This is a genomic window from Acinetobacter soli (assembly GCF_000760595.1).
Taxonomy (GTDB): Bacteria; Pseudomonadota; Gammaproteobacteria; order Pseudomonadales; family Moraxellaceae; genus Acinetobacter; species Acinetobacter soli.
Map to the genome: position 1 here is coordinate 40337 of NZ_BBNM01000008.1, position 23027 is coordinate 63363.

24 protein-coding genes and 2 tRNA genes are annotated in these 23027 nt (G+C 41.1%); 6 read left to right on the forward strand and 20 right to left on the reverse strand.

Features of this window, described 5'->3' with window-relative positions; genetic code table 11:
• Nucleotides 1-78: 78 nt before the first annotated feature.
• Nucleotides 79-693: an SPOR domain-containing protein gene (locus Aso01_RS10575; protein WP_004941599.1), complete on the forward strand. Its 615-nt coding sequence runs from the start codon at nucleotides 79-81 to the stop codon at nucleotides 691-693.
• Between the two features lie 70 nt (nucleotides 694-763).
• On the opposite strand, the gene Aso01_RS10580 is transcribed toward Aso01_RS10575, so the two are convergent.
• Nucleotides 764-1666, reverse strand: a complete 903-nt coding sequence (locus Aso01_RS10580; protein ID WP_004941602.1) for a DMT family transporter — start codon at nucleotides 1664-1666, stop codon at nucleotides 764-766.
• A 178-nt stretch (nucleotides 1667-1844) separates the two neighbouring features.
• Here Aso01_RS10580 and Aso01_RS10585 point away from each other — a divergent pair, with 178 nt between their 5' ends.
• Nucleotides 1845-2720: an AraC family transcriptional regulator gene (locus tag Aso01_RS10585; protein WP_004941605.1), complete on the forward strand. Its 876-nt coding sequence runs from the start codon at nucleotides 1845-1847 to the stop codon at nucleotides 2718-2720.
• Here the strand turns inward: Aso01_RS10585 and Aso01_RS10590 are convergent.
• Nucleotides 2717-3358 carry a glutathione S-transferase gene (locus Aso01_RS10590; RefSeq protein WP_004941608.1) on the reverse strand — a complete coding sequence of 214 codons (642 nt, stop codon included), beginning with the start codon at nucleotides 3356-3358 and terminating at the stop codon, nucleotides 2717-2719. The two genes, Aso01_RS10585 and Aso01_RS10590, sit on opposite strands and share 4 nt — an antisense overlap.
• A gap of 190 nt (nucleotides 3359-3548) precedes the next feature.
• A complete protein-coding gene (locus tag Aso01_RS10595; protein ID WP_004941612.1) occupies nucleotides 3549-4496 on the reverse strand; it encodes a pirin family protein in 948 nt (315 codons plus the stop codon).
• A 352-nt stretch (nucleotides 4497-4848) separates the two neighbouring features.
• On the opposite strand from Aso01_RS10595, the gene Aso01_RS10600 reads away from it, so the two are divergent.
• Nucleotides 4849-5040, forward strand: a complete 192-nt coding sequence (locus Aso01_RS10600) for a hypothetical protein (RefSeq protein WP_039910151.1) — start codon at nucleotides 4849-4851, stop codon at nucleotides 5038-5040.
• Between the two features lie 257 nt (nucleotides 5041-5297).
• On the opposite strand, the gene guaA is transcribed toward Aso01_RS10600, so the two are convergent.
• The 3 genes from guaA to Aso01_RS10615 form a co-directional block, all read right to left on the reverse strand.
• A complete protein-coding gene (gene guaA / locus Aso01_RS10605) occupies nucleotides 5298-6866 on the reverse strand; it encodes a glutamine-hydrolyzing GMP synthase (protein ID WP_004941614.1) in 1569 nt (522 codons plus the stop codon).
• A gap of 128 nt (nucleotides 6867-6994) precedes the next feature.
• A complete protein-coding gene (locus tag Aso01_RS10610; protein ID WP_039910161.1) occupies nucleotides 6995-7339 on the reverse strand; it encodes a NirD/YgiW/YdeI family stress tolerance protein in 345 nt (114 codons plus the stop codon).
• Nucleotides 7340-7472: 133 nt separating this feature from the next.
• Nucleotides 7473-7895 (reverse strand): DoxX family protein, encoded by a 423-nt coding sequence (locus tag Aso01_RS10615; RefSeq protein ID WP_004941621.1) that lies wholly within the window; start codon nucleotides 7893-7895, stop codon nucleotides 7473-7475.
• Between the two features lie 197 nt (nucleotides 7896-8092).
• On the opposite strand from Aso01_RS10615, the gene Aso01_RS10620 reads away from it, so the two are divergent.
• A complete protein-coding gene (locus Aso01_RS10620; RefSeq protein ID WP_004941624.1) occupies nucleotides 8093-8740 on the forward strand; it encodes a DedA family protein in 648 nt (215 codons plus the stop codon).
• Between the two features lie 4 nt (nucleotides 8741-8744).
• Here the strand turns inward: Aso01_RS10620 and Aso01_RS10625 are convergent, their stop codons facing one another.
• The 5 genes from Aso01_RS10625 to Aso01_RS10645 form a co-directional block, all read right to left on the reverse strand.
• Nucleotides 8745-9335 (reverse strand): LysE family translocator, encoded by a 591-nt coding sequence (locus Aso01_RS10625; RefSeq protein WP_004941627.1) that lies wholly within the window; start codon nucleotides 9333-9335, stop codon nucleotides 8745-8747.
• A gap of 219 nt (nucleotides 9336-9554) precedes the next feature.
• The gene (locus Aso01_RS10630; protein WP_004941629.1) at nucleotides 9555-9935 is read right to left on the reverse strand and encodes a hypothetical protein; all 381 of its coding nucleotides are present in this window, start codon (nucleotides 9933-9935) and stop codon (nucleotides 9555-9557) included.
• Nucleotides 9936-9947: 12 nt separating this feature from the next.
• Entirely contained in the window at nucleotides 9948-10781 is an 834-nt protein-coding gene (locus tag Aso01_RS10635; RefSeq protein ID WP_004941632.1) for a ParA family protein, read from the reverse strand.
• An 82-nt stretch (nucleotides 10782-10863) separates the two neighbouring features.
• Complete coding sequence (locus tag Aso01_RS10640; protein WP_004941634.1) at nucleotides 10864-11256, reverse strand: SirB2 family protein; 393 nt, start codon at nucleotides 11254-11256, stop codon at nucleotides 10864-10866.
• 11 nt (nucleotides 11257-11267) lie between these two features.
• The gene (locus Aso01_RS10645; RefSeq protein ID WP_004941637.1) at nucleotides 11268-11576 is read right to left on the reverse strand and encodes a BolA family protein; all 309 of its coding nucleotides are present in this window, start codon (nucleotides 11574-11576) and stop codon (nucleotides 11268-11270) included.
• A gap of 224 nt (nucleotides 11577-11800) precedes the next feature.
• On the opposite strand from Aso01_RS10645, the gene Aso01_RS10650 reads away from it, so the two are divergent.
• Together Aso01_RS10650 and Aso01_RS10655 are read left to right on the forward strand one after the other, a co-directional pair.
• Nucleotides 11801-11876 (forward strand) — tRNA-Gly (locus Aso01_RS10650).
• Nucleotides 11877-11917: 41 nt separating this feature from the next.
• Nucleotides 11918-11993: transfer RNA gene (locus tag Aso01_RS10655), tRNA-Gly, on the forward strand.
• A gap of 193 nt (nucleotides 11994-12186) precedes the next feature.
• On the opposite strand, the gene Aso01_RS10660 is transcribed toward Aso01_RS10655, so the two are convergent.
• The 9 genes from Aso01_RS10660 to Aso01_RS10700 all read right to left on the reverse strand — a co-directional run bounded on the left by Aso01_RS10660 (nucleotide 12187) and on the right by Aso01_RS10700 (nucleotide 22770).
• Nucleotides 12187-12807 (reverse strand): hypothetical protein, encoded by a 621-nt coding sequence (locus tag Aso01_RS10660; RefSeq protein ID WP_004941640.1) that lies wholly within the window; start codon nucleotides 12805-12807, stop codon nucleotides 12187-12189.
• Nucleotides 12808-12893: 86 nt separating this feature from the next.
• A complete protein-coding gene (locus tag Aso01_RS10665) occupies nucleotides 12894-14069 on the reverse strand; it encodes a CsgG/HfaB family protein (RefSeq protein WP_004941644.1) in 1176 nt (391 codons plus the stop codon).
• The gene (locus Aso01_RS10670) at nucleotides 14063-14485 is read right to left on the reverse strand and encodes a hypothetical protein (RefSeq protein WP_004941648.1); all 423 of its coding nucleotides are present in this window, start codon (nucleotides 14483-14485) and stop codon (nucleotides 14063-14065) included. The genes Aso01_RS10665 and Aso01_RS10670 overlap by 7 nt, the downstream gene beginning before the upstream one ends.
• Before the next feature lie 1062 nt (nucleotides 14486-15547).
• Complete coding sequence (locus tag Aso01_RS10675) at nucleotides 15548-16573, reverse strand: helix-turn-helix domain-containing protein (protein ID WP_004941650.1); 1026 nt, start codon at nucleotides 16571-16573, stop codon at nucleotides 15548-15550.
• 65 nt (nucleotides 16574-16638) lie between these two features.
• On the reverse strand, nucleotides 16639-17343 hold the full coding sequence (locus Aso01_RS10680; protein WP_004941654.1) for a fimbrial biogenesis chaperone: 705 nt from the start codon (nucleotides 17341-17343) through the stop codon (nucleotides 16639-16641).
• A gap of 32 nt (nucleotides 17344-17375) precedes the next feature.
• A complete protein-coding gene (locus Aso01_RS10685) occupies nucleotides 17376-18692 on the reverse strand; it encodes a fimbrial protein (protein ID WP_228128005.1) in 1317 nt (438 codons plus the stop codon).
• Between the two features lie 108 nt (nucleotides 18693-18800).
• Nucleotides 18801-21410: a fimbria/pilus outer membrane usher protein gene (locus Aso01_RS10690; protein WP_042065420.1), complete on the reverse strand. Its 2610-nt coding sequence runs from the start codon at nucleotides 21408-21410 to the stop codon at nucleotides 18801-18803.
• A 9-nt stretch (nucleotides 21411-21419) separates the two neighbouring features.
• Nucleotides 21420-22169, reverse strand: coding sequence for a fimbrial biogenesis chaperone (locus Aso01_RS10695; protein WP_004941659.1), 750 nt, complete (start codon nucleotides 22167-22169; stop codon nucleotides 21420-21422).
• A 79-nt stretch (nucleotides 22170-22248) separates the two neighbouring features.
• Nucleotides 22249-22770 (reverse strand): fimbrial protein, encoded by a 522-nt coding sequence (locus Aso01_RS10700; RefSeq protein ID WP_004941661.1) that lies wholly within the window; start codon nucleotides 22768-22770, stop codon nucleotides 22249-22251.
• Nucleotides 22771-23027 lie beyond the last annotated feature (257 nt).

Here is a 23027-nt window from a genome sequence, read left to right on the forward strand (position 1 = left end):
AGCCAAACAATAGTGTTTTGGTTGTTTAGGCTTCTATGTTATTGGTTATGTGGTAGAAATTATAAAGAGGATGTCCACGTGTTTGGAAAAACGCAACGCGGTGTATCTGAACGACCGAACAAGCCCAAGAAACCGTTAGTGCCTCGCTGGTTAGGCATGGTGGTGGCGATCTTGGTGCTGATGTGCATTGCTGTCATGCTGATGCTGTGGAAGCCGTGGAAACCTGTTTCGACCAAAAATGAAGTCACTTCGACCCATTATCAAGAAGAAGACACCAATCACGATTATCGCTTCTATGATCTGTTGCCTCAACAGCAAATGACGCCGATTCCGGATCAGGCTGTTCCAGAGACCAAAGATCAAAATGCTGCGATGATTGTAGAAGCACCGCGAGAAAGTGCAGCCAGTGCGCCAACTGCATCGGGTAGTACGGCAAATGTGACTGCGGCGCCTGCGCCACAGCCTGCCAGCTTTATTTTGCAGGTGCGTAGCTATGCAGATCCTGACAGTGCTGATGCTCGTCGTGCTGAAATTATTTTAAATGGACTGTCTGCGGATGTGGTCAAAACAGTCGAAAACGGAAAAACATGGTACCGTGTGATTTCAGGGCCATATGAAACACAAGAAGCAGCTTTAGGTGCTCAACAAACCTTGCAACACAGCGGCATCGACTCGATTGTCGTGAAACGCTAAGACTGAACATGCTTTACATCCAAAGAACGCTTTACGCGTTCTTTTTTTATCGTAATTTCACTTTCAAAGCTTAGGCCCGTTGATTGGATCGGATAAATGGCAATCCTTTGGGCTGGATAAACAGAATTAAATTACCAAGTAAAATCAGCATCACCCCGAATACTGCACTCCACGTCCACTGATAACCTTCAAAAAAAGTTGAAATGGTCAGTGCCACCAAGGGAAACAGCAAGGTGCTGTATGCGGCAGGCCCTGCCCCGATCCGCCGGATCAGCACAAAATAAATTGAAAACCCCAGTACAGATCCAATCACCGCAAGATACATCAAGGCAGACCAACCGACCACTGAACTCTCGGGTAAATATGATTGGCCGGTGAGCGCAATGATGACAGCCATCACGATGGCGCCGTAGAGCATGGCATAGGTATTGGTGGTCAGGACATCACAGCCTTGTTTCTGATGACGCAAACTAATCATATTCCCCAAAGAAAAACCATAAGTCCCCAATACACACAATAAAATTGCGCTCACGGTTTGCCAGTCGTTTTGCGTCGTTGCTAAGTCGTGCCAAAATAAAGCGATCATGCCCAACAAACCACAGATAAACGCAGGCAGGAAATAGGCTGAAATTGGCTGACGGAAAAAGAAATAGCTATTGAGTGTGTTAAAAAGAACCGCCATAGAAAAAATAACGGATTCCAGACCGCTGCTGATGTAACGCACGGCGATGTAAAAGCAGATAAAATTTAAACTAAAAATACATAAGCCTTGTAACAAGCAGAACAGGTGATCATTGAGTTTCAGGCGAGTTAATCGTCTTGAAATCAGGAGCGCCACCATCAAGAGTGCACCCGCAATAAAAAACCGCCAAAATACCGCAACAACCGGCGCGATTTCAGCACTTTGCAAGGTAATTGCGATCCATGTCGTTCCAAAAATCAGCACCACCAAGGCATATAACACCGCGTTCATTACAATCTCTTTTTATCCAGTGTGCTCAACAGTATCCGCAGTGCTCATTTTGAACGCTTTCGCATATTTGCGGCCACTTGCCTAATCTTGCGTTTTTTTACGAGACAACTTTTATCAAATGATGAAAAAAAGGATAAAATCATCGCATTATTATTTTTAATTCGCTACCGCATTTGGCATGAACTATCAAACCCTGTCGCAGTTGCAACAGCATAAAACCAAGTTACTCGATAGCCTGCAACTGGGCTCGGGCATGCAGTTGGCTGCTTGGCAAAACCAGCACGATCGGGTAAGTGTATGCAGTGATCACCATACCTTGAGTTTATATATCAAGGGCGGCTATGAAAGTTATAAAAAGACCCCACAGGGATGGCGTAATGGTGGTGGGCCAGATCGCTTTTGTTTAATGCCTGAGGGACAAGCCTCGACGTGGGACATTCGTGATCATCTGCGTTTTGTGCATCTGTACTATACCGATCAGCATTTAAAGCATGTCGCAGCACAAATTTGGGACAAAGAACCCGCGCACATCGAATTGGCAGAACAAAGTTTTGTCGAGGATGTCCAAATCAGTAGTGTATATCGGCATTTTTTGCTCAATTGTGATTGGCAAGATCGCAGCAATCATTTACAGCTTAGCCACAGCGCCAGCTTACTGCTGATCTCTCTATTACAGCGTTATAGCAACGTAGAATGGCAATTACCGCGAGTGAGCGGCGGGCTGGCGCCGTTTATGCTTCATCGGCTAAAAGCATGGATAGACGAGCACCTTGCAGAAGCCATGACCTTGGCAGACATGGCAGCACAGACCGAACTGAGCGAATATCACTTTGCCCACATGTTTAAGCAGTCAACAGGGGTATCACCGCATCAATATGTATTACAACAACGCTTGCAACGGGCGCATGACTTGGCGCTTCACTCAACCGAACCGCTTACCGAAATTGCCCTGCAATGTGGTTTTAGTTCTGCCAGCCATTTTAGTACGCGTTTCAAGCAGTACTATGGCTATCGCCCTTCCGAATTACGGCTTGGGCGAGCTACCCCCGATTAATAATCCCCTTTCTCTTTGGCACGCTGATAAGCCGGGCGCGTTTCAATTCGCTTTAAAAATGCCCGAATATTTGGAAACTGCCCAGTTGTTCGGGTTAGCAATGCATTCAGCGGAAAGCTCATTTGAATATCGGCAAAGCTAAATTCTCCAGCAAAGTAATCGTGTTCAGATAAATACTGCTCGATAAAGGCAATATGATCTTTTAACCGTGGGCCAATAAATCCGGCTTTAACGCCATCGGTAATTTTGTTGGCGACTGGTCGAATAAAAAATGGAACATTTTTACCCACATTATTCATCACCAGTTGAAACACCAGCAACGGCATCAGTGAACCTTCAGCATAGTGCATCCAATAAAGGTACTGAAATGCATCGTCATCTTGCTGCGGTTTAAAACGTTGTGCCGTATCAAATTTTGTTTGCAAGTACTCCAGAATCACAGCCGATTCTGCAATGGTACGTCCGGCATCTTCTAAAATAGGCGCTTTGCCGAGCGGATGTACGCGTTTGAGCTCAGGTGGTGCTGCAAGGCTTGGCAGTCGTTTGTAAAGCTTGATCTGATATTGCTGCTGGAGCTCTTCAAGTGCCCATACAATACGAAATGAGCGTGATTTTTCTAGATGGTGAATCGTCAGCATGAGATTTTCTTTTAGTCCTGATGTGTCTGATCTGTACTCTCAGTTATAGCATTAAGCCCATGACAATGGCATGGACTTAACTGTAAAGTCATTTCATTGAAACATCATGATGGAATGATGATTCTCATCTCAACACTGCGCTGCAAGGTTTTAATCACTAATCTATTAACTGCACTTCGGGCAATACAACTTATTTGGATGCTCTCATCTGATCTGGAAAGGTAGGCGCTTCTAGTCGCGGACCATCATAATCTGCAATTTCACCAAAACGTGAGTCGTGATTGATCCATTGGTCACGGGCTTCACGTAATTCCTCGGTGGTACGTCCAACCAGATTCCACCACAATAAAATCGGTGTTTTAAATGGCTCTCCACCGATCAGTAACACCCGATGACCTTGTGGCAATTCAATCTCAATTTCGCTAGCACCAGATTCGAGGACCAGCAGATTGTCTTGAGTGAGTTCGTGGCCATTGATCCATGCATGACCATCCAATGCCAAAAAACCATATTCGAATTTTGGATTCAGTGAAATACGTGTTTTGGTGTCTGCCTGTGCAGTCATGTCGACGCCAACCAGAGGCGTATGCACAGCCACAGGTGACTGTTGCCCCATAAACTCGCCCACCAGTACCGTAAACTTGATCTGATCTTGTTCTGTGTGCGGCAGATTCGGATAATGATCAAATTGTGGCGCCATATTGCGTTTTTCATCTGGCAAGGCAATCCATAGCTGAGCCGCATGCATTTTAGTCTCATGCTCTGGTGCTACCTCGGTATGCGAAATACCGTACCCGGCTGTCATTAAATTAACCTGATACGGACGGATTAACTGCTTCGATCCCAGACTATCGGTGTGCATAATGGTGCCTTCGATCATCCAGGTAAAGGTTTGCAGGCCAATATGCGGGTGTGGCCCCACATCCAAGCCATCGCCTTGTGGAAAATGTACCGGCCCTGCATGATCCAAAAAGCACCACGCACCTATCATACGTTTGTGACGGCTGGGTAAGGCTCGCTTGATGACCGTGCCTTGACCGATTTCTGCACGACGAATGGGAAATTCCTGAATTGATTGAGGGGCGGATGATTCGCATTGTTGTGAATCAGAGATGTCCGTGTCATGGTTGGTGGTCATGGTTTTTTATCCTTTATGATCTTTAATCATATTTTTTCTTTTCATCGGTGCTGAAAAATGAGAAGTATCTTTGAGCATAGCCTGTCTGGTCCATCGGGTCTTTGGTGGTTAAGTAACTATTTGAGGGCTTGGCTTGAATCAAAAATATCGATTCTTTCAAGCCATTTTTAGCTCATCTCTTGACGTACTCTCGCCTCTCATTTTTCTATCAGTTTCTTCTTCTATCTCGACATAAAGCGCATAAAAATAAATTCATTCTTTGCTATTTTTCAATTAAATTGAAGAGCCAAAATTTTTAATTAGATTTTCTAATTGATCCACTCTGTACTTTTTTATTGAAGCGTCAAGCCTTATGACTCGGCGAAATGTGTTGGTTTTACTTTGGGTGCTTCTTCCTGCGTTGCTTACAGCATGCATTTTATCGATTGCTGGAAATCCTTCCGATGGTATTCGCCTCGGCTTACTCTCACTTCCAGGAGCATGGCTGATTTATCGTGCGATGTCACGCGCTCGGTTGGGTTGGAAAGTGGCAGTATCATCTTAAAATTACCACCGATTTAAAAGAAAAAAGAGCGCCAATTGGCGCTCTTTTTTAAACTATAAGGGATTTCAACTTCACTACCACGAGCAAAGCGCTTGTCGTAAATTTGGCAAAATGCGATGCATTTTGAAAGCCCAACTGCCGCGAGCAAGCTCTTGTCGTAAATTTGGCAAAATGCGATGCATTTTGAAAGCCCAACTGCCGCGAGCAAGCTCTTGTCGTAAATTTGGCAAAATGCGATGCATTTTGAAAACCCAAATTTACTCCCATTCAATGGTTGCAGGGGGTTTAGACGACACGTCGTAAACAACACGTGAAACGTCTTTAATTTCATTCATGATACGCGTTGAGATCTTATCGACCAATTCGTATGGTAAGTGTGCAAAACGCGCGGTCATGAAATCGACTGTTTCTACAGCACGTAACGCAATCACCCATGCATAACGACGACCATCTCCGACCACGCCCACAGATTTTACAGGTTGGAACACAGCAAACGCTTGTGCTGTTTTGTCGTACCAACCACTGGCACGTAATTCCTGCATAAAGATGTCATCGGCAAGGCGAAGAATATCGGCATATTCTTTTTTCACTTCACCCAAAATACGCACACCCAAACCAGGACCTGGGAATGGATGACGATAAATCATGCTATGTGGCAAGCCCAATGTGGTGCCCAGTTTACGCACTTCATCTTTAAACAAGTCGCGTAATGGCTCAACCAAATCAAACGCCAAGTCTTCTGGTAAGCCGCCCACATTATGGTGCGATTTAATCACATGCGCTTTACCTTGTTTGCTGGCGGCAGATTCAATCACATCAGGATAAATTGTGCCTTGCGCCAAGAATTTTACACCGTCAAGTTTACGTGCTTCTTCTGCAAACACTTCAATAAACTCGCGGCCAATAATTTTACGTTTTTTCTCTGGATCAACTTCACCAGCCAACGCAGTCAAGAAACGCTCTTCAGCATCGGCACGGATCACACGGATGCCCATGTTGTCTGCAAACATTTGCATAACTTGATCGCCTTCGTTTAAACGAAGTAAACCGTTGTCGACAAATACGCAGGTCAGTTGATCGCCAATTGCCTTGTGTAGCAATGCTGCCACCACAGATGAATCAACACCACCAGATAAACCGAGCAATACTTTTTCATCGCCAATTTGCTGACGCAGTTGCTCTACACGCAAATCGATAATGTGTTCTGGTGTCCAGAGGCCGCCACATCCACAAATTTTGTGAACAAAGTTAGACAATAATTCTGCACCTTTAGCGGTATGTGTCACTTCCGGATGGAACTGCACGCCATAAAAACGGCGCGTTTCATCAGACGCAGCCGCAAACGGACAGCTTGGTGTACTTGCAGTAGTCACGAAACCTTCTGGTAAACGACCGACTTTGTCGCCATGGCTCATCCAGACATGCAGCTGGTTCTCACGATCTTGTAAATTACCGATCAGTGGGTCACGGTGCTGGATATCCACTTCGGCATAACCAAATTCATGCACAGTACCCGGTACTACTTGACCGCCCAGTTGCTCTGACATGGTTTGGAAACCATAACAAATCCCCAATACCGGTACACCAAGCTCAAAAACAACTTGAGGCGCACGTGGACTACCTTCCACATGTACACTTTCAGGTCCACCCGACAAGATAATGCCGTTCGGATTAAATGCACGAATGTCTTCTTCAGACATATCAAAAGCATACATTTCAGAATATACGCCGGCTTCACGTACACGACGCGCAATCAGCTGGCTGTATTGAGAACCGAAATCCAAAATTAAGATACGATCATCAGTAATGTGAGTATTGGTTGTCATGATTACACAACTATGCAAGGCAACGAGAGAAGCGCAGTATTCTAACATTTTTCACTGTACCGCGCACGCTCTTTCCTTCAACAATCACACTCGCTAAAAGAGTCGATGAAATACAAGGATTTACTTAATTAATGTGCGTGCGTATAACGCTCGATTTGAATCACCTCAATATCGGTCGGTTTATAGCGATGTGTATCGACTTCACCCACCACACGAACATGATCACCGACCTTCAAATTGGCCTGTCGCCATAGGTCATCGTCAATCTCCACGCCAATGCGACCGGTCGCATCTTGAAACTGATAATGATCGCCTTTGAGGTGCTGGGTAATCTGTCCAATCAGAGTAATGCCTGTTTCGTCTTTAAGCTGAGCGATTTGTTGCACATTCACTTTATTTTTAGCCGCTTCTTGAATAATCACATGATCATCCTTACCCGCAAAGGCCATCGATGAGGCCGCTAAACCGACCATAAGCGACAATAACGTCGTTGTTTTTTTCACAGATCATCTCCTTTTATTATTCAACTTGTTGTGATCTAAACAGAATTTCACGAGATTGTCGGGTAGAGATTTGTAAGAGGCAAATCAAGCCGCTTGATCAATGTTACTTTTCAATTGCGGTATCGATACTAAACTTGCCTGCGCCATGTAGCATCAAGAAAAATAACCCACCTGCCATCGCAAAGTTTTTCATAAAGTTAATGGCTTGTGCACTATCGGCGCCTTCATGAAAAATAAATGCCGTGATGATGCTAAAAATTCCTAGACCAAACGCCGCAAAGCGGGCCTGAAATCCAAACAGCAACGCAAGACCACCACCAAGCTCTACCAGAATCGTCAGAGGTAATAATGCTCCCGGCACTCCCATAGACTCCATATAACCTACTGTTGCAGTATAAGCAGTCAGTTTGCCCCAACCCGCTACGATAAAAATATAAGCCATCAATACGCGGGCCACCAAGCTGACCACACCATTTACACCGTGATGAGCGACTGCATTTTTAACGATAACATTTGGATTAAACATCAGATATACCTCATTATTTGAACATGTTTTGGAATACTGAGATTCTAAGTAGAATTATTTTTGCAATAAACATGATTAAAAATACAAATTGTTCTATTTTGAGAACAATAAATCTCTTTCAGATTGTTACTTTATCGTACTGACTTTCCGGTACAGCACTGTTAGGATTTGGATACAATTTTGCACTTTGATGCCCCATGGAACTCTTCGATTTTATTTTACATGTTGATGACCACCTCCTTGAATTCATTCGAAATTATGGAGTCTGGATCTATGCCATCTTGTTTCTGATTATTTTTGTAGAAACTGGTTTGGTGGTCATGCCTTTTTTACCAGGTGACAGTTTATTGTTTGCAGCCGGCGCGCTGGCTGCCTCAACCGGTGCCATGGATCCTTGGCTACTGGGTTTGCTGTTATTTATTGCAGCGGTGCTGGGTGATACGTTGAATTATCATATCGGACGCTTTATCGGACCGCGTGTGTTTGAAATGAACTCTCGTTTTATCAACAAGTCACATTTGGTCAAAACCCATGCTTTTTTTGAGCGTCATGGCGGTAAAACCATTATTTTTGCACGCTTTATTCCGTTTGCTCGAACCTTTGCGCCGTTTGTAGCAGGCGCAGGCAGTATGAATTACAAATTTTTCCTAAGTTATAACGTCGTGGGTGCCTTTTTATGGATTGGCTCGTTTATTACGCTTGGGTATTTGTTTGGCAATATGCCTGTGGTCAAAGACAATTTCACGCATTTGATTTTTGGCATTATTATTTTAAGTATTTTGCCTGGCGTGATCGGGTTTGTACGCCAAAAATATCTAAATAGACGCCAAACCTTGCAAAAATAAACGCTTAAAAGAATCTAAAAATCACCGGTAGCATACAGACCACCAACAGCAAGGCAGAACCTTTATACAAATGTTCTGCCCGCACACCACGAACATTTCCTGCCAGCAAAGCACGCCCAAAACACATCCAAAAGAACGCAACAGGCAACAAAATCAGGCTAAACAATATAAAGACATGCACGGTATTGTAGAGCGACTCCCAAGTTTCGGGCGGGAAAATACCCGCAGCAAACAGTAAGGCTTTCGGATTTTTTAAACTGGCAAAAAAGATCTGACGTGGCTTAATTGAGATGTGTTGCTGACTATGACGCTCAAGATGTGAACTTTTCCATAAATTAAATGCCAGCCAAATGACATACATGGCACTAATGGTATGCAAAATCGGAATCAAAGCAGGCCAGATGGGTTCACCCAAGTGAATAAAAATGGCCCAGAGGCTAATGCCATAAATGTATCCCAGCCACTCTGCTGGCACCGCATAAGCTGTTTTTACAATACCTTGCTGGTGGGCAGCACTGGCCAGCAGGGCGTTGGTTGGCCCTGGAATCAGCAGTACCGCGATCATCGCGATGACAAAAAACCAACTCTCAATCATGCAGTATCCATAATGATGAAGAAGCAGCACACCTTATAGGAAAGTCATTTCATCTGACAAGTTTTATACATTGACCGCACAGGAAAATCGACACAAAAACAGCAGTACTATTTTATAAGATTTTAATTTTTATAAACAATTTTAATAATATTTTGAAAAACTTAATTTTCGGTTTTACACCAAACTTGTGCGTAAAACCGAAGGCTTACGATAAAATCCTTATCGTTTGCCGGTCATAATCGGGCAATTTTTAAACTGTGCAGCTTGAGCAATCGCCTGCTGCTGGCCCAAAACACGAGATAATTCCGTGTTTTTGGTTTCAGATGACTGACCAAGATTAACCGAAACCGACGGTCCAAAGCCCCAACCGCCACGTCCCCAACCACCACCGAGCCCTAAGCCAACACCGACACCTGTACGTTTGGGTGTTTGTACGCCGCTGTTAATATACGTCTGAATCCGATTGTATTCACTTTGCAATTGCGAGCAATTGAGTGATTGATACTGCGTAGGTGAAACGTAGGTGGGTTTTACAGTGGTTGCACATGCACCGAGCAGTAAACTAGCGGCCACTAAAGGCACAACATTTAAACCTTTCATATATGATTCCCTTTAAAGCGATTCGATTTCCCTGAACAACGCTTGATAGGCCAAGGTCAGTTTATGTTCAGGTGCCAAATGAACCAACGGCAAGTTCTTTAGATGTGATTCCTTCATCAATACTGAAGGCGGCAACATATGATTGAGTACAGGTAAGCCTTCATCTTTCAATTGTTGCACCACTTCGCGTGGAAGTTTGGCTTGTGCCTGAAACTGATTGACCACAATTCCTTCAATTTCGAGACGATCATTATGATCATCTTGGGTTTCGATCACATTTTCAATCAATGTTTGTAACGCACGTTTGGAAAATACATCACAATCAAAAGGGATCAGGACACGATCGGCCGCGATTAATGCCGATAAAGTAAAGAAATTGAATGCGGGCGGCGTATCAATATAAATCCGGTCATATTGACCAGCAAGTGAGGTAATCGCATCACGCAATTTATAAATTTTATGCTTGGACTCGAGCGCATGTTCAAGACTACCCAGTTTTGGGCTAGCAGGAAGCACATCTAATTGAGGAAACGCGGTAGGATGAATAAAACTGTCGAGCCCTTTGGCACGCGATTTCAAAAGTGAGCCGATGGCATTGCCAATCAAGCCTTTGGGCTGATTTCCACCGAGTACATCGTCGTAGAAATTTTCAATATTGGGCTCAAGTACGGGTTTGTCTGCCGCATAGGTGGCCGCTTCACCCAGCAAATACTGGGTGGAGTTGGCCTGTGGGTCAAGATCGATTACTAAGGTTTTAAAATGCTTGGCACTGATTGCGGCCAGATTTACCGTAATACTGGATTTTCCAACCCCACCTTTTTGATTGAATACCACTCTTGTCAGCATACTTCCCCCGCTTCGTGTTTATTTTTCTTTCGTACACAGTTTAACCCAGCATACGAAATAAAAGGAAAAGTATGTCAAACAATTAGTTAAAAACTGGTTTGATGATCACCAGACTCATGATTGCCACAAATGCAATCGCCCCCAAGAATAGTCCGGCACGACGTTGGACCAGTAAAATTTGATTATCCTTTTTAAAGGCTTTCATGAGCGATGACAACAGTACCAAAAACAGAACCATCTTGGCATAAAACCAAGGCTGAACCTGAAAATGCTTCATAAACAGTAATACAACACCCGTTATCAGCACAATGCTATAACTTAAATGTTGCAAGGCTGTGAGCGGCACACGGGCAATTGGGTTGGGCTGCTGATTTTGCGTACCGATAAATAAGGTGAAAGCACGAGCAACAAAGACGACCAGTGCGACGGTCACCGCAGTCATATGAATTATTTTAGTGATGAGATGCGCATCCATATTTTATCACCTCAACGTTTCGGTGCATGTGCACAATCTGGGCTATCAGGTGCCTGCCCTTGCCACTCTTGAGGAACATAAGCATGAATGGCCAAAGCATGAATACGTGCCGGGCTCATTAAATCGGCAGCTAGCGCATAAACTTTCTGGTGACGCTGTACCAAACGTAATCCATCAAATATCGGACTGACCACCACAACTTTAAAATGGCTTTCTTTTCCCGGAAAATATCCTCCATGACCGGCCGACTCATTGATGACCTCAAGATGAATAGGATTCAGTGACATCAATCGCTCTGTTAATTGCTGTTCAAGGCTCATGCGTTTTCCTTTTATAGATTCAACTTCTAGGCAGTATATCGTGTTCTCTCTGTTTTCATTGATCATTTATTGAATACCCGCCCAAGAAATCACATTCATTTTCGATCACCTCTTAGCCAATACGGGACGTTTTAAGCTTATACTGCCTTTATTTTATTCAATCAGTCGATTTATTTGCATAAAGGTGTTGACCCTTGTTTTTCTTAATGTATTATAGGCGGCACGCGGGAATAGCTCAGTTGGTAGAGCACAACCTTGCCAAGGTTGGGGTCGCGAGTTCGAGTCTCGTTTCCCGCTCCAGATATTTTTTGTGAAAGTTTTTGATTAAAACTGCTCATTTTGCGGGAATAGCTCAGTTGGTAGAGCACAACCTTGCCAAGGTTGGGGTCGCGAGTTCGAGTCTCGTTTCCCGCTCCAGATTCTAAAAAGCCCTCATCGAAAGATGAGGGCTTTTTTTATGCCGTTTATAACGATATGTAGTACTATGATTGTAAAGCAGACTCAAATCTAGAAAACGTTTAAAATTAATTACTCGATGGCTGTTTTAAAATAAAGAAGGGCCTAACAATATGACTAAAGTTAGGACCCTGAAGAATCAAATGTGAGGGTATTACTTCACAACAACAGAAATACCACCTGTGTTCACTGCACCCACTGCTGAAGTACTAATACCATTGATCCGGTTCACTAAGCCCGCGGTATTGACCGATGCATCAATTGAACCTGAGTTGTAGGCAATATTTGCAGCGCTATAATTGCTGAGTGTTTCATCGAGTGAGTTTTCAAAGTTAGAGCCATAAGCAGAGTTAAATGCGCTACCGTAAGAACTGCTATTTGAATACCAGCCCCAACCTGAAGATCTTGTAGCGCCTCTAGCTGCAGCCATTGATGCTGATTCTGCACCTGAACTACCAGCACTTAAACTGCCTTGTTCTAAATAAATATCGCCAGTGTTGGCTGCACCTAAAGCAGATGTTTCAACCGCTATGGTACTTCCAACATTTCTGAGTGAGTTGAATGCTCCCAAAGTATTGACAGATGCATCTACATCACCTGTATTCACAGCAACATTAAATGCGGTACTGGTCGTACGATCTGCATATCGTGCTAATGCGTTAATAATACTTGTTGCACCTGTATCAATGCTGACATGGTATGGAAAAGCATTCGCCATAGCTGCGGTTGAAAGAAAGGCTGCTGCTAAGGCAATTTTTGTGATAGTCGTTTTCATAGTTGTATTCCTTTTTTTGTTTTGAAATACTCCTCGCTGAGTACTTCTTTTTTATAATGGTAGCGAGCCCATTTACTGCAAATTCTTTAGTCGCGCTGAATGCTCGACCAGTAGTTGTCTTCAAACCCAGGTACCGCATCGGTCAGGAGTTTTTCTTGTTCAGCATCACTGTTTTCTGGAACCACTTTCGCTGGTGGCGTAACCGCTGGTTTCATGCTGATGTACTTGATCAGATCTTTCTTATTCAGTTCAGAATCGCCATCTGGATTACTAATCAAGTTCGATTCTTTTTCCTTCATGGGCTGTATATCTTTATTGGGTACATTGACCGGTTTATTTTTTTCAGTCGACGGATTTGTTTTGGTCAGTGACGATTCTGTCACGCCACTGGTCACTGGTGTTTTTTGCTGCTGTGTCTCTTTATATTTGTAGAGTGCCACCGAACTCTGGGTGAGACTTAAACGCCCAAATTCGGGTGGAATGGTGTTGCGACAGCCTTCAAATGTGGATGGCGGCACGACCTGACTAAGCAGCTCAAACGTGGCCAGATTGAGCATTTGACGCAGTGCAAAATTGGTTGCTTCACGTTCACCTTTACCAATTTGAATGTTTAAAAGTGTTCGTCCTGCAAAACGACCCGCGCTAATCCCGTAATCTTGCGCGACGATTTGTTTTTGCAAAGATACATTCCCCACCACTTTACTGGTGCGTGCATCGGTTAAGGACAAATCAAGACCAACGATAATCCGGGTCTGACTGTAATTTGGCCCTACTCCACCAATTTGCATATCAAAACCACCACCTGGGATAAAATCCAAACTATTAATACTGCCTGTCACATAGTAATTAGAAGCTTGAATCATACGCGGATCACGAATCCCCCATTTGGCTTCACTTTCAATAATGCGTGGGTCACGTCGGTTGAGTAAACTCACACCCGCGCGGAACAAGGCCGACTGCACCATATCTCCTGCACCTTGAGTGACCAATTTACCTGTGCCACCGTCAGTCACGACGTCCTTACCTGTCTGATCTAAAATGGCACCTACAGAAAAGTTGACGTCATTGCGTATTTGACCTTTTAAGCACGACAATGCCATGTCAAAAGGAGTAAAAATGTCTGTAATTGCTGGCCCTTGAACGAGGCTTACAGGTTCTTTATTTGAAACCGCTAAGCCAGTACAACCGCTCAGGAAAGCGCTGAAAAATATCGTGGTACCCACCGAAGATATTTTGATTTTATTGGAAGTAAGATTCAGCATAGTGGTACGTCCGAGTGAGTGCTTAAATTAGGGCAATTCTGATTTTGTTGTTGTGTACTCGAATTGATTGACCCTTCATTAAAGGCAGAGGTTGAAAGTTTTATACCACTGTTATTTGAACCATTAATTGTGAGTGAGTTCGTCGAGGTATCGAGTGCTCCAATCGACGTTGAACTGGTATTGTTTTGCGTTTCAATATTATTGGTGGTATTTACATTGTTGGTAGTATTTAACGTTGTTTTTCCCAAGCCAGAATAATAATCAGAATCCATAAGCTCAATTAAATTGGCTTGATAAAGGTTTTCACTAGATCGTGTGCTTGATGCTTTCCAGCGGTAGCTCCAGTCATCGGTAGCATGTGTATTTCCTAGAAAACACAAACATATTAAAGCGACATTGATTGCTGATAGTTTCATAATCTTTACCGTCCTTTTTTATCTAGATCTTTTTCTAATTAGCTTCCTTCCACAGTTAATAATTCTAGAAAATAATTTTTGTAAATACAAAACAAATAAAATAAAGCAACCTAAAAATACAATTTACCTTCAATCTATTTAAAGCATATATTATTGTTTTAAATAATATTAATATATTTTAAAAACAGTGTAACAAATTATTTTTAAAATAGTTTCTCGTAAACTTAAAATATAATTATCAATAAAATAATTTGTAAAAAAATCATTAATCAAATTTAAAATTGATTAATTTTTTTATTAAAAAAATATAATTTTAGAATTAAGTCCATGTTTTATATCAAATTTTTAAAAAAATGAAACTTAATAAATAACATTATTAATATATTTATTATTATCTAATTGTTACTTTTTGATAATGAATCTTATTTCTAATGTTGTATGAATTAAATAATTATTAAGAAACCATTAGAAATTTATTTAATATAAAAATTAAATAACTAAAAACGAAATTCTTATATGAAAAATACTTCAATTATACTTTAAAATAAAATCAAAATTTTAATCACTAATAATTCAACCTATAAATATGAAAAAATATATGTTATACTATAACGATTTAAATACTGATTTTTACTTGAATTGCCATTTAGTTAATATTTTATTTAAAATACAATTAACTAGGAAATAAAATTTATCAAAAGATAAAAATATTTTTATAGAATTGAGCACATCATTAGCATTTTTAAAAAAAATTATTAGTTTGAATCGTAAAAATATTCTATATTTATTGTCTATATTTAAATGAAAGATACATTGATTTAAGTTTGAATCGTTTTAATTTATTGAAGTAACGCTCATCAATTTTTTAGAAATTAGAGCAATCTCGATCTGGTTAGCTGTAGTTTTTCATAAATGCTATTGATTATGATTACATTTTTAAACTTCATAAAATCAAATTTACCCGATTAGGTATTGATCTGATAAAACATGTCAGCTTAACTTGTATTCTTATACCTTATATCTTTTCAATGCGATCATCAGTATAAAATTAAAATTAATCGATTAGCTTTGTATATCTTCTTGTTTAAGATTTTTTCTAAATTGTAAGGGTGTAATGTTCATCCAAGATTTGAAAGCACGTTGAAAAGCACTTTGTTCAGAATATCCAAGCAGATCTGCGACTTGATTAATCGTAAGTTTCTCATTTTCAAGATATGTGATCGCTAATTTTTTTCTGACTTTATTTACACATACGTTAAAGTTTAGTTTTCTTTGAAAAAGTTTATTTTTAAGTGTATGCGTTGAAATATTTAAATAATTTGCCACATTATTTAAGGTGATTTCTTTGATACAATGCATAATACATATTTCAAGTCTTTGCTCAAAATCGTGATTTGAAGGCAAATCTAAAATATGCCGATTTGCTTCCTGTTTAAGTATCTTATATAAAATCGGATCCTTTGTGGGTAAGCGTATACTTTCTAAATGGGAAGCTGACATCACAACAGAAATAATTGGGCTGTTGAAATGAACAGGACATCCTAATATTTTTTCATAAAAATCAGAATTTTCCGGCTTATCGTAATAAAATGAAATCTTTTCTAATTTTAATTCTTGTGGATCAATAATTTGTCTAGCAATCTCAATATAAGTAAAAACAATGACCTCATCGACTAAGAGACCAGCTTTTTCATGAAAATCAGACCATACAAACTCAATCAGGTCATTTTTAACTTTTAAACTACCCGAATTGTAATCTACAATTAAACGCTCATAGTAGATAAAATCCATAGCAGCTTGATATAAATTTTCTCGTGCAAGAATGAGATAACCTGTTAGCCCAGCACAGGAAATATTTGCATGTTTTGTAATTTTAATACTTAAATCAGGAACAGGATATTGTTCATAAAGTTCATAAATAATTTTTTGCCATGTCGAAAAGGGTACACGATCATAAATATTATTTAGTGATAAATAACGAGAATCATGAAAATAAGATCTACAGCTTTCTGGAACTTTTAAATGGTAAGATTTACAAAAATCCACAATCATGAGTAATAAAAGTACAGTCACCGAAGTTTTTATCATTAAATTTCATTCTATTTGGGATTAAGTTCAATCAAAAAATGAGTAAGTTATACTTACATTAAGATTTATTTAAACTTATAGTAAAGATATTTAAATGAATATGCAAAGCCATCGTCTCCAATAAGGCTAAAATCGATCTGCTTCATTTGGTCAGGGATATGATCGATTGGGTAAACCTGTCGAGATTTTGGTGCAAGCATCTGTTCAAGGTTTGCCTGAACTGGTATTGAATGTTGGTCTGATCTTAATGTAATTTCGGAAAAAGAAATAAAGTATGCACTCGGATTTTCACTGATCAAATACTGTTGACCATCTATTGTTTTAAAAGAAAATTTCAGCTGCGCTGCAACAGCTTGAAGATCCATTTTTGGAACTTTTTTAGGTCGATAAAAAAGTTTTAACTGCGTTTGCATGGTGAGATCAAGTTGGTTGTCGGTATTCGAACCGGTGAACACTGACGATTTTCCCGGTACCTCATATAAATTGAGCCAAAATTGTGATTCCTGATCTGTATCTTGTTTTTCACCTGTGTAGATAATCTTTAAAACCTGTACAGCTCCACTCTGCATTTTAAAGACAGGAGGATTGATCAAAAAAGGTGCCTGTTTTGTATTTGGATCTCCAGCACCATCATCCACCCATGCTTGTACCAATACTGGATAATGATTTTTATTGACCACAATAAATGATCGAGATGATTCAGAACTATTGTAAATCACACGTGTATTTTCAGGAAGCAACCCGGCTAGTGCAGCCTTAGAGGTATACATACAGCAACTTATTAATATAAAACAGAAGATTTTCATTGTATCTTGACCAATACTGTAGCAGTGGCATATACCCTTCCTGCTGTAGCGGCACCTTTGGGTAGTTTCTTCAGAACTGCACGATAAGGAATCCGGTATAACGTATGGTTGGCTACAGGCGAACCGATCACTTGAGCATTTTGCGTCAGTGAGTACCAGCCAGCCGAATTTCCGCTTGGATAATTAATTGCACTGTAACAGTATCCACTACATCCTGTTCCAAAGGTGGCTGGAAATGTACCCGTTAACCCTGGCTGGCCCACAAAATTCATGGTGGTGTTATTGGCTGGGTTGGTCAGATAAATTCCGACATTTTGAGCTAAGCTCGGATCTTGTCCGTATTGGTTTGAGATTAAGGCACTCACTCCTGTAGAGGAATTGACCAAACCTAAGGTTTGCGCGGCATCGTAACTTGAAGAGGAGACCTGTATACCGATGGCATTCTGCCCCGACGATATCCCTCTTTGGGCGCTATTATGACATTGTACCTGTACCTCAAAATCTGCTGAAACCTCTCCTCCATCGTTCAAAGCCTGCGTATTGGTTTTCGGAAAATTCACCACAGGTGTGGTAAAAGTAGTTAAGCATGAATTCGATGGCGGGCTCATACTTACTGCATTATATAATGTGTAACCAATACCATTATCCGCTCCCCAGAAAGCGAAGTTGGTTGTATGACTTTCTCCAATTTCATCGTGACCAAACGTGACAGGTTGTGGACCAATACCATTGGTTTTATTACTCAACTGAATATACGCTGCTGGGCCCAAGTAACTATATATTCCACTAGATAGCCAAGGCTTAACCACGCCTGTATTGGTTTCAGGGTTGGTTTGTATGCGTATTAGCTCTGCTTGTAAGTTTGGAATATGTTTGAGTCGAATACAAATTTTACCCACCGCACAGCCATTTGCACCTGAGCCAGTTTCGTAATTCACGGGAATATCCTGATAATATTGAGTAACGATCTTTCCCGCCATCGTTAATCTAAGACCAAGAAGCTGTGCCGCGGTATAAAATACACCAGATTGCCCACCTGCATCCGTTGCCGCAACTTCGGTACGACCACCGTAAAAATCATCTCCATTGGTTGAGACAAGAAAGGTGATGTAGTTCTGGTCGCCCTCATCGCATGTCCATAGAATAGACTCTGAATTGGCATTTCTTGCACGAAACTCTGTTGGTGCAACCACCGTACTGGCAATCACGCTACCTAATGGCTGTATCGCCTGATTCATTAGTTGCACATTACCAAATCGAATTTTTGCCGCACTCCAGTCATCTGTTTCCAGATATTGAGGTGATCTATTCATTGTGCATTGTGCCCAGCCTTGACTAGACACTAGCAGTATCAATAGCGACACAAAACTTAAAACTATACGTTTAAAATGTGATTGAAGACCTGTATGAAGAAGGAACATTTATTTATTCTCCATATTGCACACAGCACTCAATTTAATTAGTGGTTGGCTTAAATCGACATCGGAGATCGTATAGGGTAACGAACAACTTGAAGTTCCCTGCTGATCACTCCAACGCAAACGTAATATTCCTTTAGGCTGTGCGACACGCAGATACATTTGTCCGCCTTGACCGACCATACCAATAACCTCTTCTTCAGCATTGAATACATCAGTTCCCATTGGAATGATCTGTTGATTGTTCAAATGGCTTTGGATTAATACGTTGTATCCTGTCCGGGTCAGAAATTTGATTTTCACACTCGCGCCTGCATACGGTGCAACGCGCTGCTCTCCACCGATGAGCTCAATATTATTTGCAATACCTTGTGGATCTAAAATGATACTGTTATATCGATAGGGACTTAAACTTGGGATTAATGCATAACCAAAGCGATCAATTTTACTATAAGGTGAGCTAATGACTTTGGCTCCTTGAGCCCCTTTCGCCTCAACCAAGCCAAAGGTATCTGTTAAGTAAGGCCCTAAGGTCACTCCACCTGAATGTAATGCGACAGCGCCATTTGCACTGATTGAATTTTGCCAGTACTGATGACTATAGGCACTATTGACACCCACCTGAAGTGATGCAAAGCGTTTATAAAGGCCTGCAGAATAAGTGGTATCACTATGATCGGAAGCTCCGTTTACACCGATGGTATAGTTGAGGCTGTAATCGGGATCAAGCGCGCCATTCATAGCAAGCTGATAATTTTCATTGTTTTTGCTTTGATTATAATAGGCACTCAATGTTGGGCGTAACGGATTTCGGGCTTTACCTAAAGGAATATGAATACTAATGCCACCAAAATTATCTGAATATTCTTCTTTGACACGATCACCACGTACGGCATAGGTTTTTTGACGTGTATAGTTAAGATTGAAGCTCATAATACCGATACTTTTACTGAATCCAGCCTGAAACGATGTGTCACGTTTACGCTCATCACGATAGTTTTGAGTTGAACCTGCTAAATAAAAACTACCAAGTTGACCAAACTGCTGGCTTAAATTAATTTGAAAACGCGAGCGTTGTAGATATGTATTTGAAACCCAATCTCCCCCTTGCTTGGTCGCATATGCTAATCCGAGTATGTCTCCTAGCTCGCGATAACCTTCAGTTGAATATCGATATCCAGCTATTGCAATAGTCGTATTGGTCGGTTGAATGGTCTTACTGTAATTAATATTGGCCATCCAGCCATCTGTTGTATCTTTGCCTGAAGAGGTCGTGATATCAGCACGAGAATAGGTGATGTTAGTTCCGAGCGCGCCCAAAGTAGATCCCCATACGCCACCAAATAAAAGCGCTTGATAATCCTGACTTAAACGGAAACCTCCATTCACCGTGATACTGTTATTTAAACCATATTCATAATTAAAATCTGAGAAGTAAGCCTGTTGTGCGTGATCCAGATCAGTTTTTCCCATTGAAAAGTTATAGTTATAAAGACCTGCACGTAAAGAGTTAGGAACGGCAGCATATGGAATGTCATGCACATGGACACTGCCATCGGCCTCTGTAACGACCGCCTTTAAATTTCCTTCAAAATTGGTCGGATACAAATCTTTAATTTCAAAAGGCCCTGGGGCAACATTTATCTGATAAATCTCGCGCCCGTTTTGTTGTATCGATACTTTTGCATTGGTCTGTGCGGTGCCACGAATCACGGGTGCATAACCTCGCATTGAATCTGGGCGCATCCGTTCATCTGTTTGCAGACTTAATCCCAAATAAGGTAATGTCGAGAAAAATTGTCCCGAGCCATATTGCTGGCCTAATGTCAGTACAGACGTCAATGAATTAATGGGTCGCTGTAGATAGCTTCGAATGTGATTCCATTGAGTATGATGGTCATTATCAATTGAAAAATTACTTTGCTGACGATACTGCCATTTTCCAATATTGGCACCCGCGTTTAAGCTTAAAAAACCTGACTCATAGTTTTGTTTGCTTTCAAATCTGTTTTCTGTGCGGTAGTAATTCGCAGAATAATTTAAAAATCCAATACTTTGTCCTGCATCAAGCTCTTCAGGATTGACATATCCTCTTGGAACACTTCTTAAATACTGCTGAGCAATATTTAAATCCAAGCGTAAATTGGCATAATCAAAATCGATTTGACTACCTGGTGCGATCTGGGCCAGTTTTAGACAATCTTCTTTGCTACTTGTATTTTGACCCCGAGTTCGGCTTTTCTGGAACTGAAGATCACCCACAATATTTGCCTGATCTAATAAGGCATCAGTCCAGCAAGCATCTACTTTGCCAGGCTGATCTGGGTCATCTATAAATCTGATTTCACGTCGACCAATCAAATGTTGATTGACATATAGATCGACTGTGTATGATCCAGCCTGTAATACACTAGACTGATTGAAACGATCGATTAACTCTTGATTTAGGCCTGTTCCCTTAAGTAACTTGGCATCGAAAGTATATAACTCTTGAGATGAGCTCAGCTCTGAAACAGGGGTATTGGCATATAACTGATTTGAATGAAAGAGCAATGAATGAATTGCAACCGATAAAACGGTATGCGCTGCTATAGCCGAGGTATGCTTCATCATCAACTGGCCTTATCGATCATGCTGGGCTGCGATTCGCTGATTGACAGAGGCTCCGTAGTCATTCACTAAGCGTAAGTTCACCTCAAGATCAGCACCGTTATCTATCGATCGATCCAACTTCCAACGAGCGGTCGTTTTAGGCGGAATCATCGCTATATCAAGTGCTTTTGCAGTCTGCGCGTTTTTTTTGACAGTGGCATGAGTTGGCGTGATGTAATAACCACTTGGATTATTCACTTCAAGCCATGTGGTATCTTGATCTTTCACCAATAAATAGGTCAGGGTGTTAAAAGAATCCTCTGGTTGCCCTACAATTGTTTTTGGACGATAAAAAACTTTTAAGCGACTTTTAACCAATAAGACCAGCATATTTTGATCAAGTTTGTTTTTTTCAAATGCAGGTATTTGCTTAAAATTTAAGTAAAAAATAGATTCTCTATCGGCAGGCAAATGTGTGTCGCCTGTGTAGACCATCCGTACCATTTGTCCGCGAGATGGATCAATACGGAAAACCTGAGGATTGACCATGAAAGGAGCATCTGCAGTTTCAGGCGTCGATTGAGGGTTGTTTTGATCTAACCAGATTTGAACAAGATAACTCTGATCTTTACTGTTACTAAATTGCAGCGTTTTTTCTTTTTGTTCAGCCGGGTAAATCACGCGAGTACCTGTCATCACCACATTGGCGTATACCAACGATGTATTGCACACGAAGCTTGCGATTAACATACTGAACCAAAGTTTAGAGGCTTTTTTCATGGTTTATCCTTTTCTTGTCTTTTTATCAAAAACGCCATGTCACCATAGTTATGGCACATGGCGGATCATTAAAAATCGATTAAGGATAGATCACTTCATAATCAGCAACTGCCGTGACCGAGCCAGCTGTCACCTTATCTTTTGCATAATATTGCGCGGTCATATTATAGGTAGTAGTACCTGATGATGTGGTTTGCTTCGCTGTAGTGGCAATTCCGTTATTAAAAACCAGTGGAGAACTGCCAGCACTTCCATTTAAAAGCTGAATTGAAATATTTGTTGCACTACCAGTTGCGCTTGAAACGCCTAAATTAGCACCATCAGGATTATGCGCGGTAAAACGTACCGCAACGTCATCCGCAGTTTGGCTACACCCTTTAATATTGATACTAAAAGGCGTTGCACCTGCAGTTTTTCCAGCAGCAGTTAAACTTCCTGCACCAACAGTCGGTAGCGTAATCGTTGGCGAAGCAGAGCTTCCAACATCGACGGTACAGGTGTTTGAATCAACTGTGCCAGTAAAGGTAATTGTATCGGCAGCCACTGCTCCCTGCATAACACCAATTGTCATGAATGCGCCAATCAATAATTTCATTTTCATTTAAAGAGCCACCCTTTTTTAAAAAGTTAAATCGTTTTAAAAGTACATACCAAATTCACTTTCTAAACAAAAATGTGATGTGTTTGGTACGAGGGCTTAAGCTAACGAAAAAAAACAAAAAAATATTGACACTAAAAATTTAAAAATTGACATCAGTTATTTAAACAAATGAGAGGCGAAAACATCTTGATTCGCAGTAAGATCGACTTTCTTTTTGGAATATTTTCTGAGAAATCATGTTTTATTTTGCGTATTGA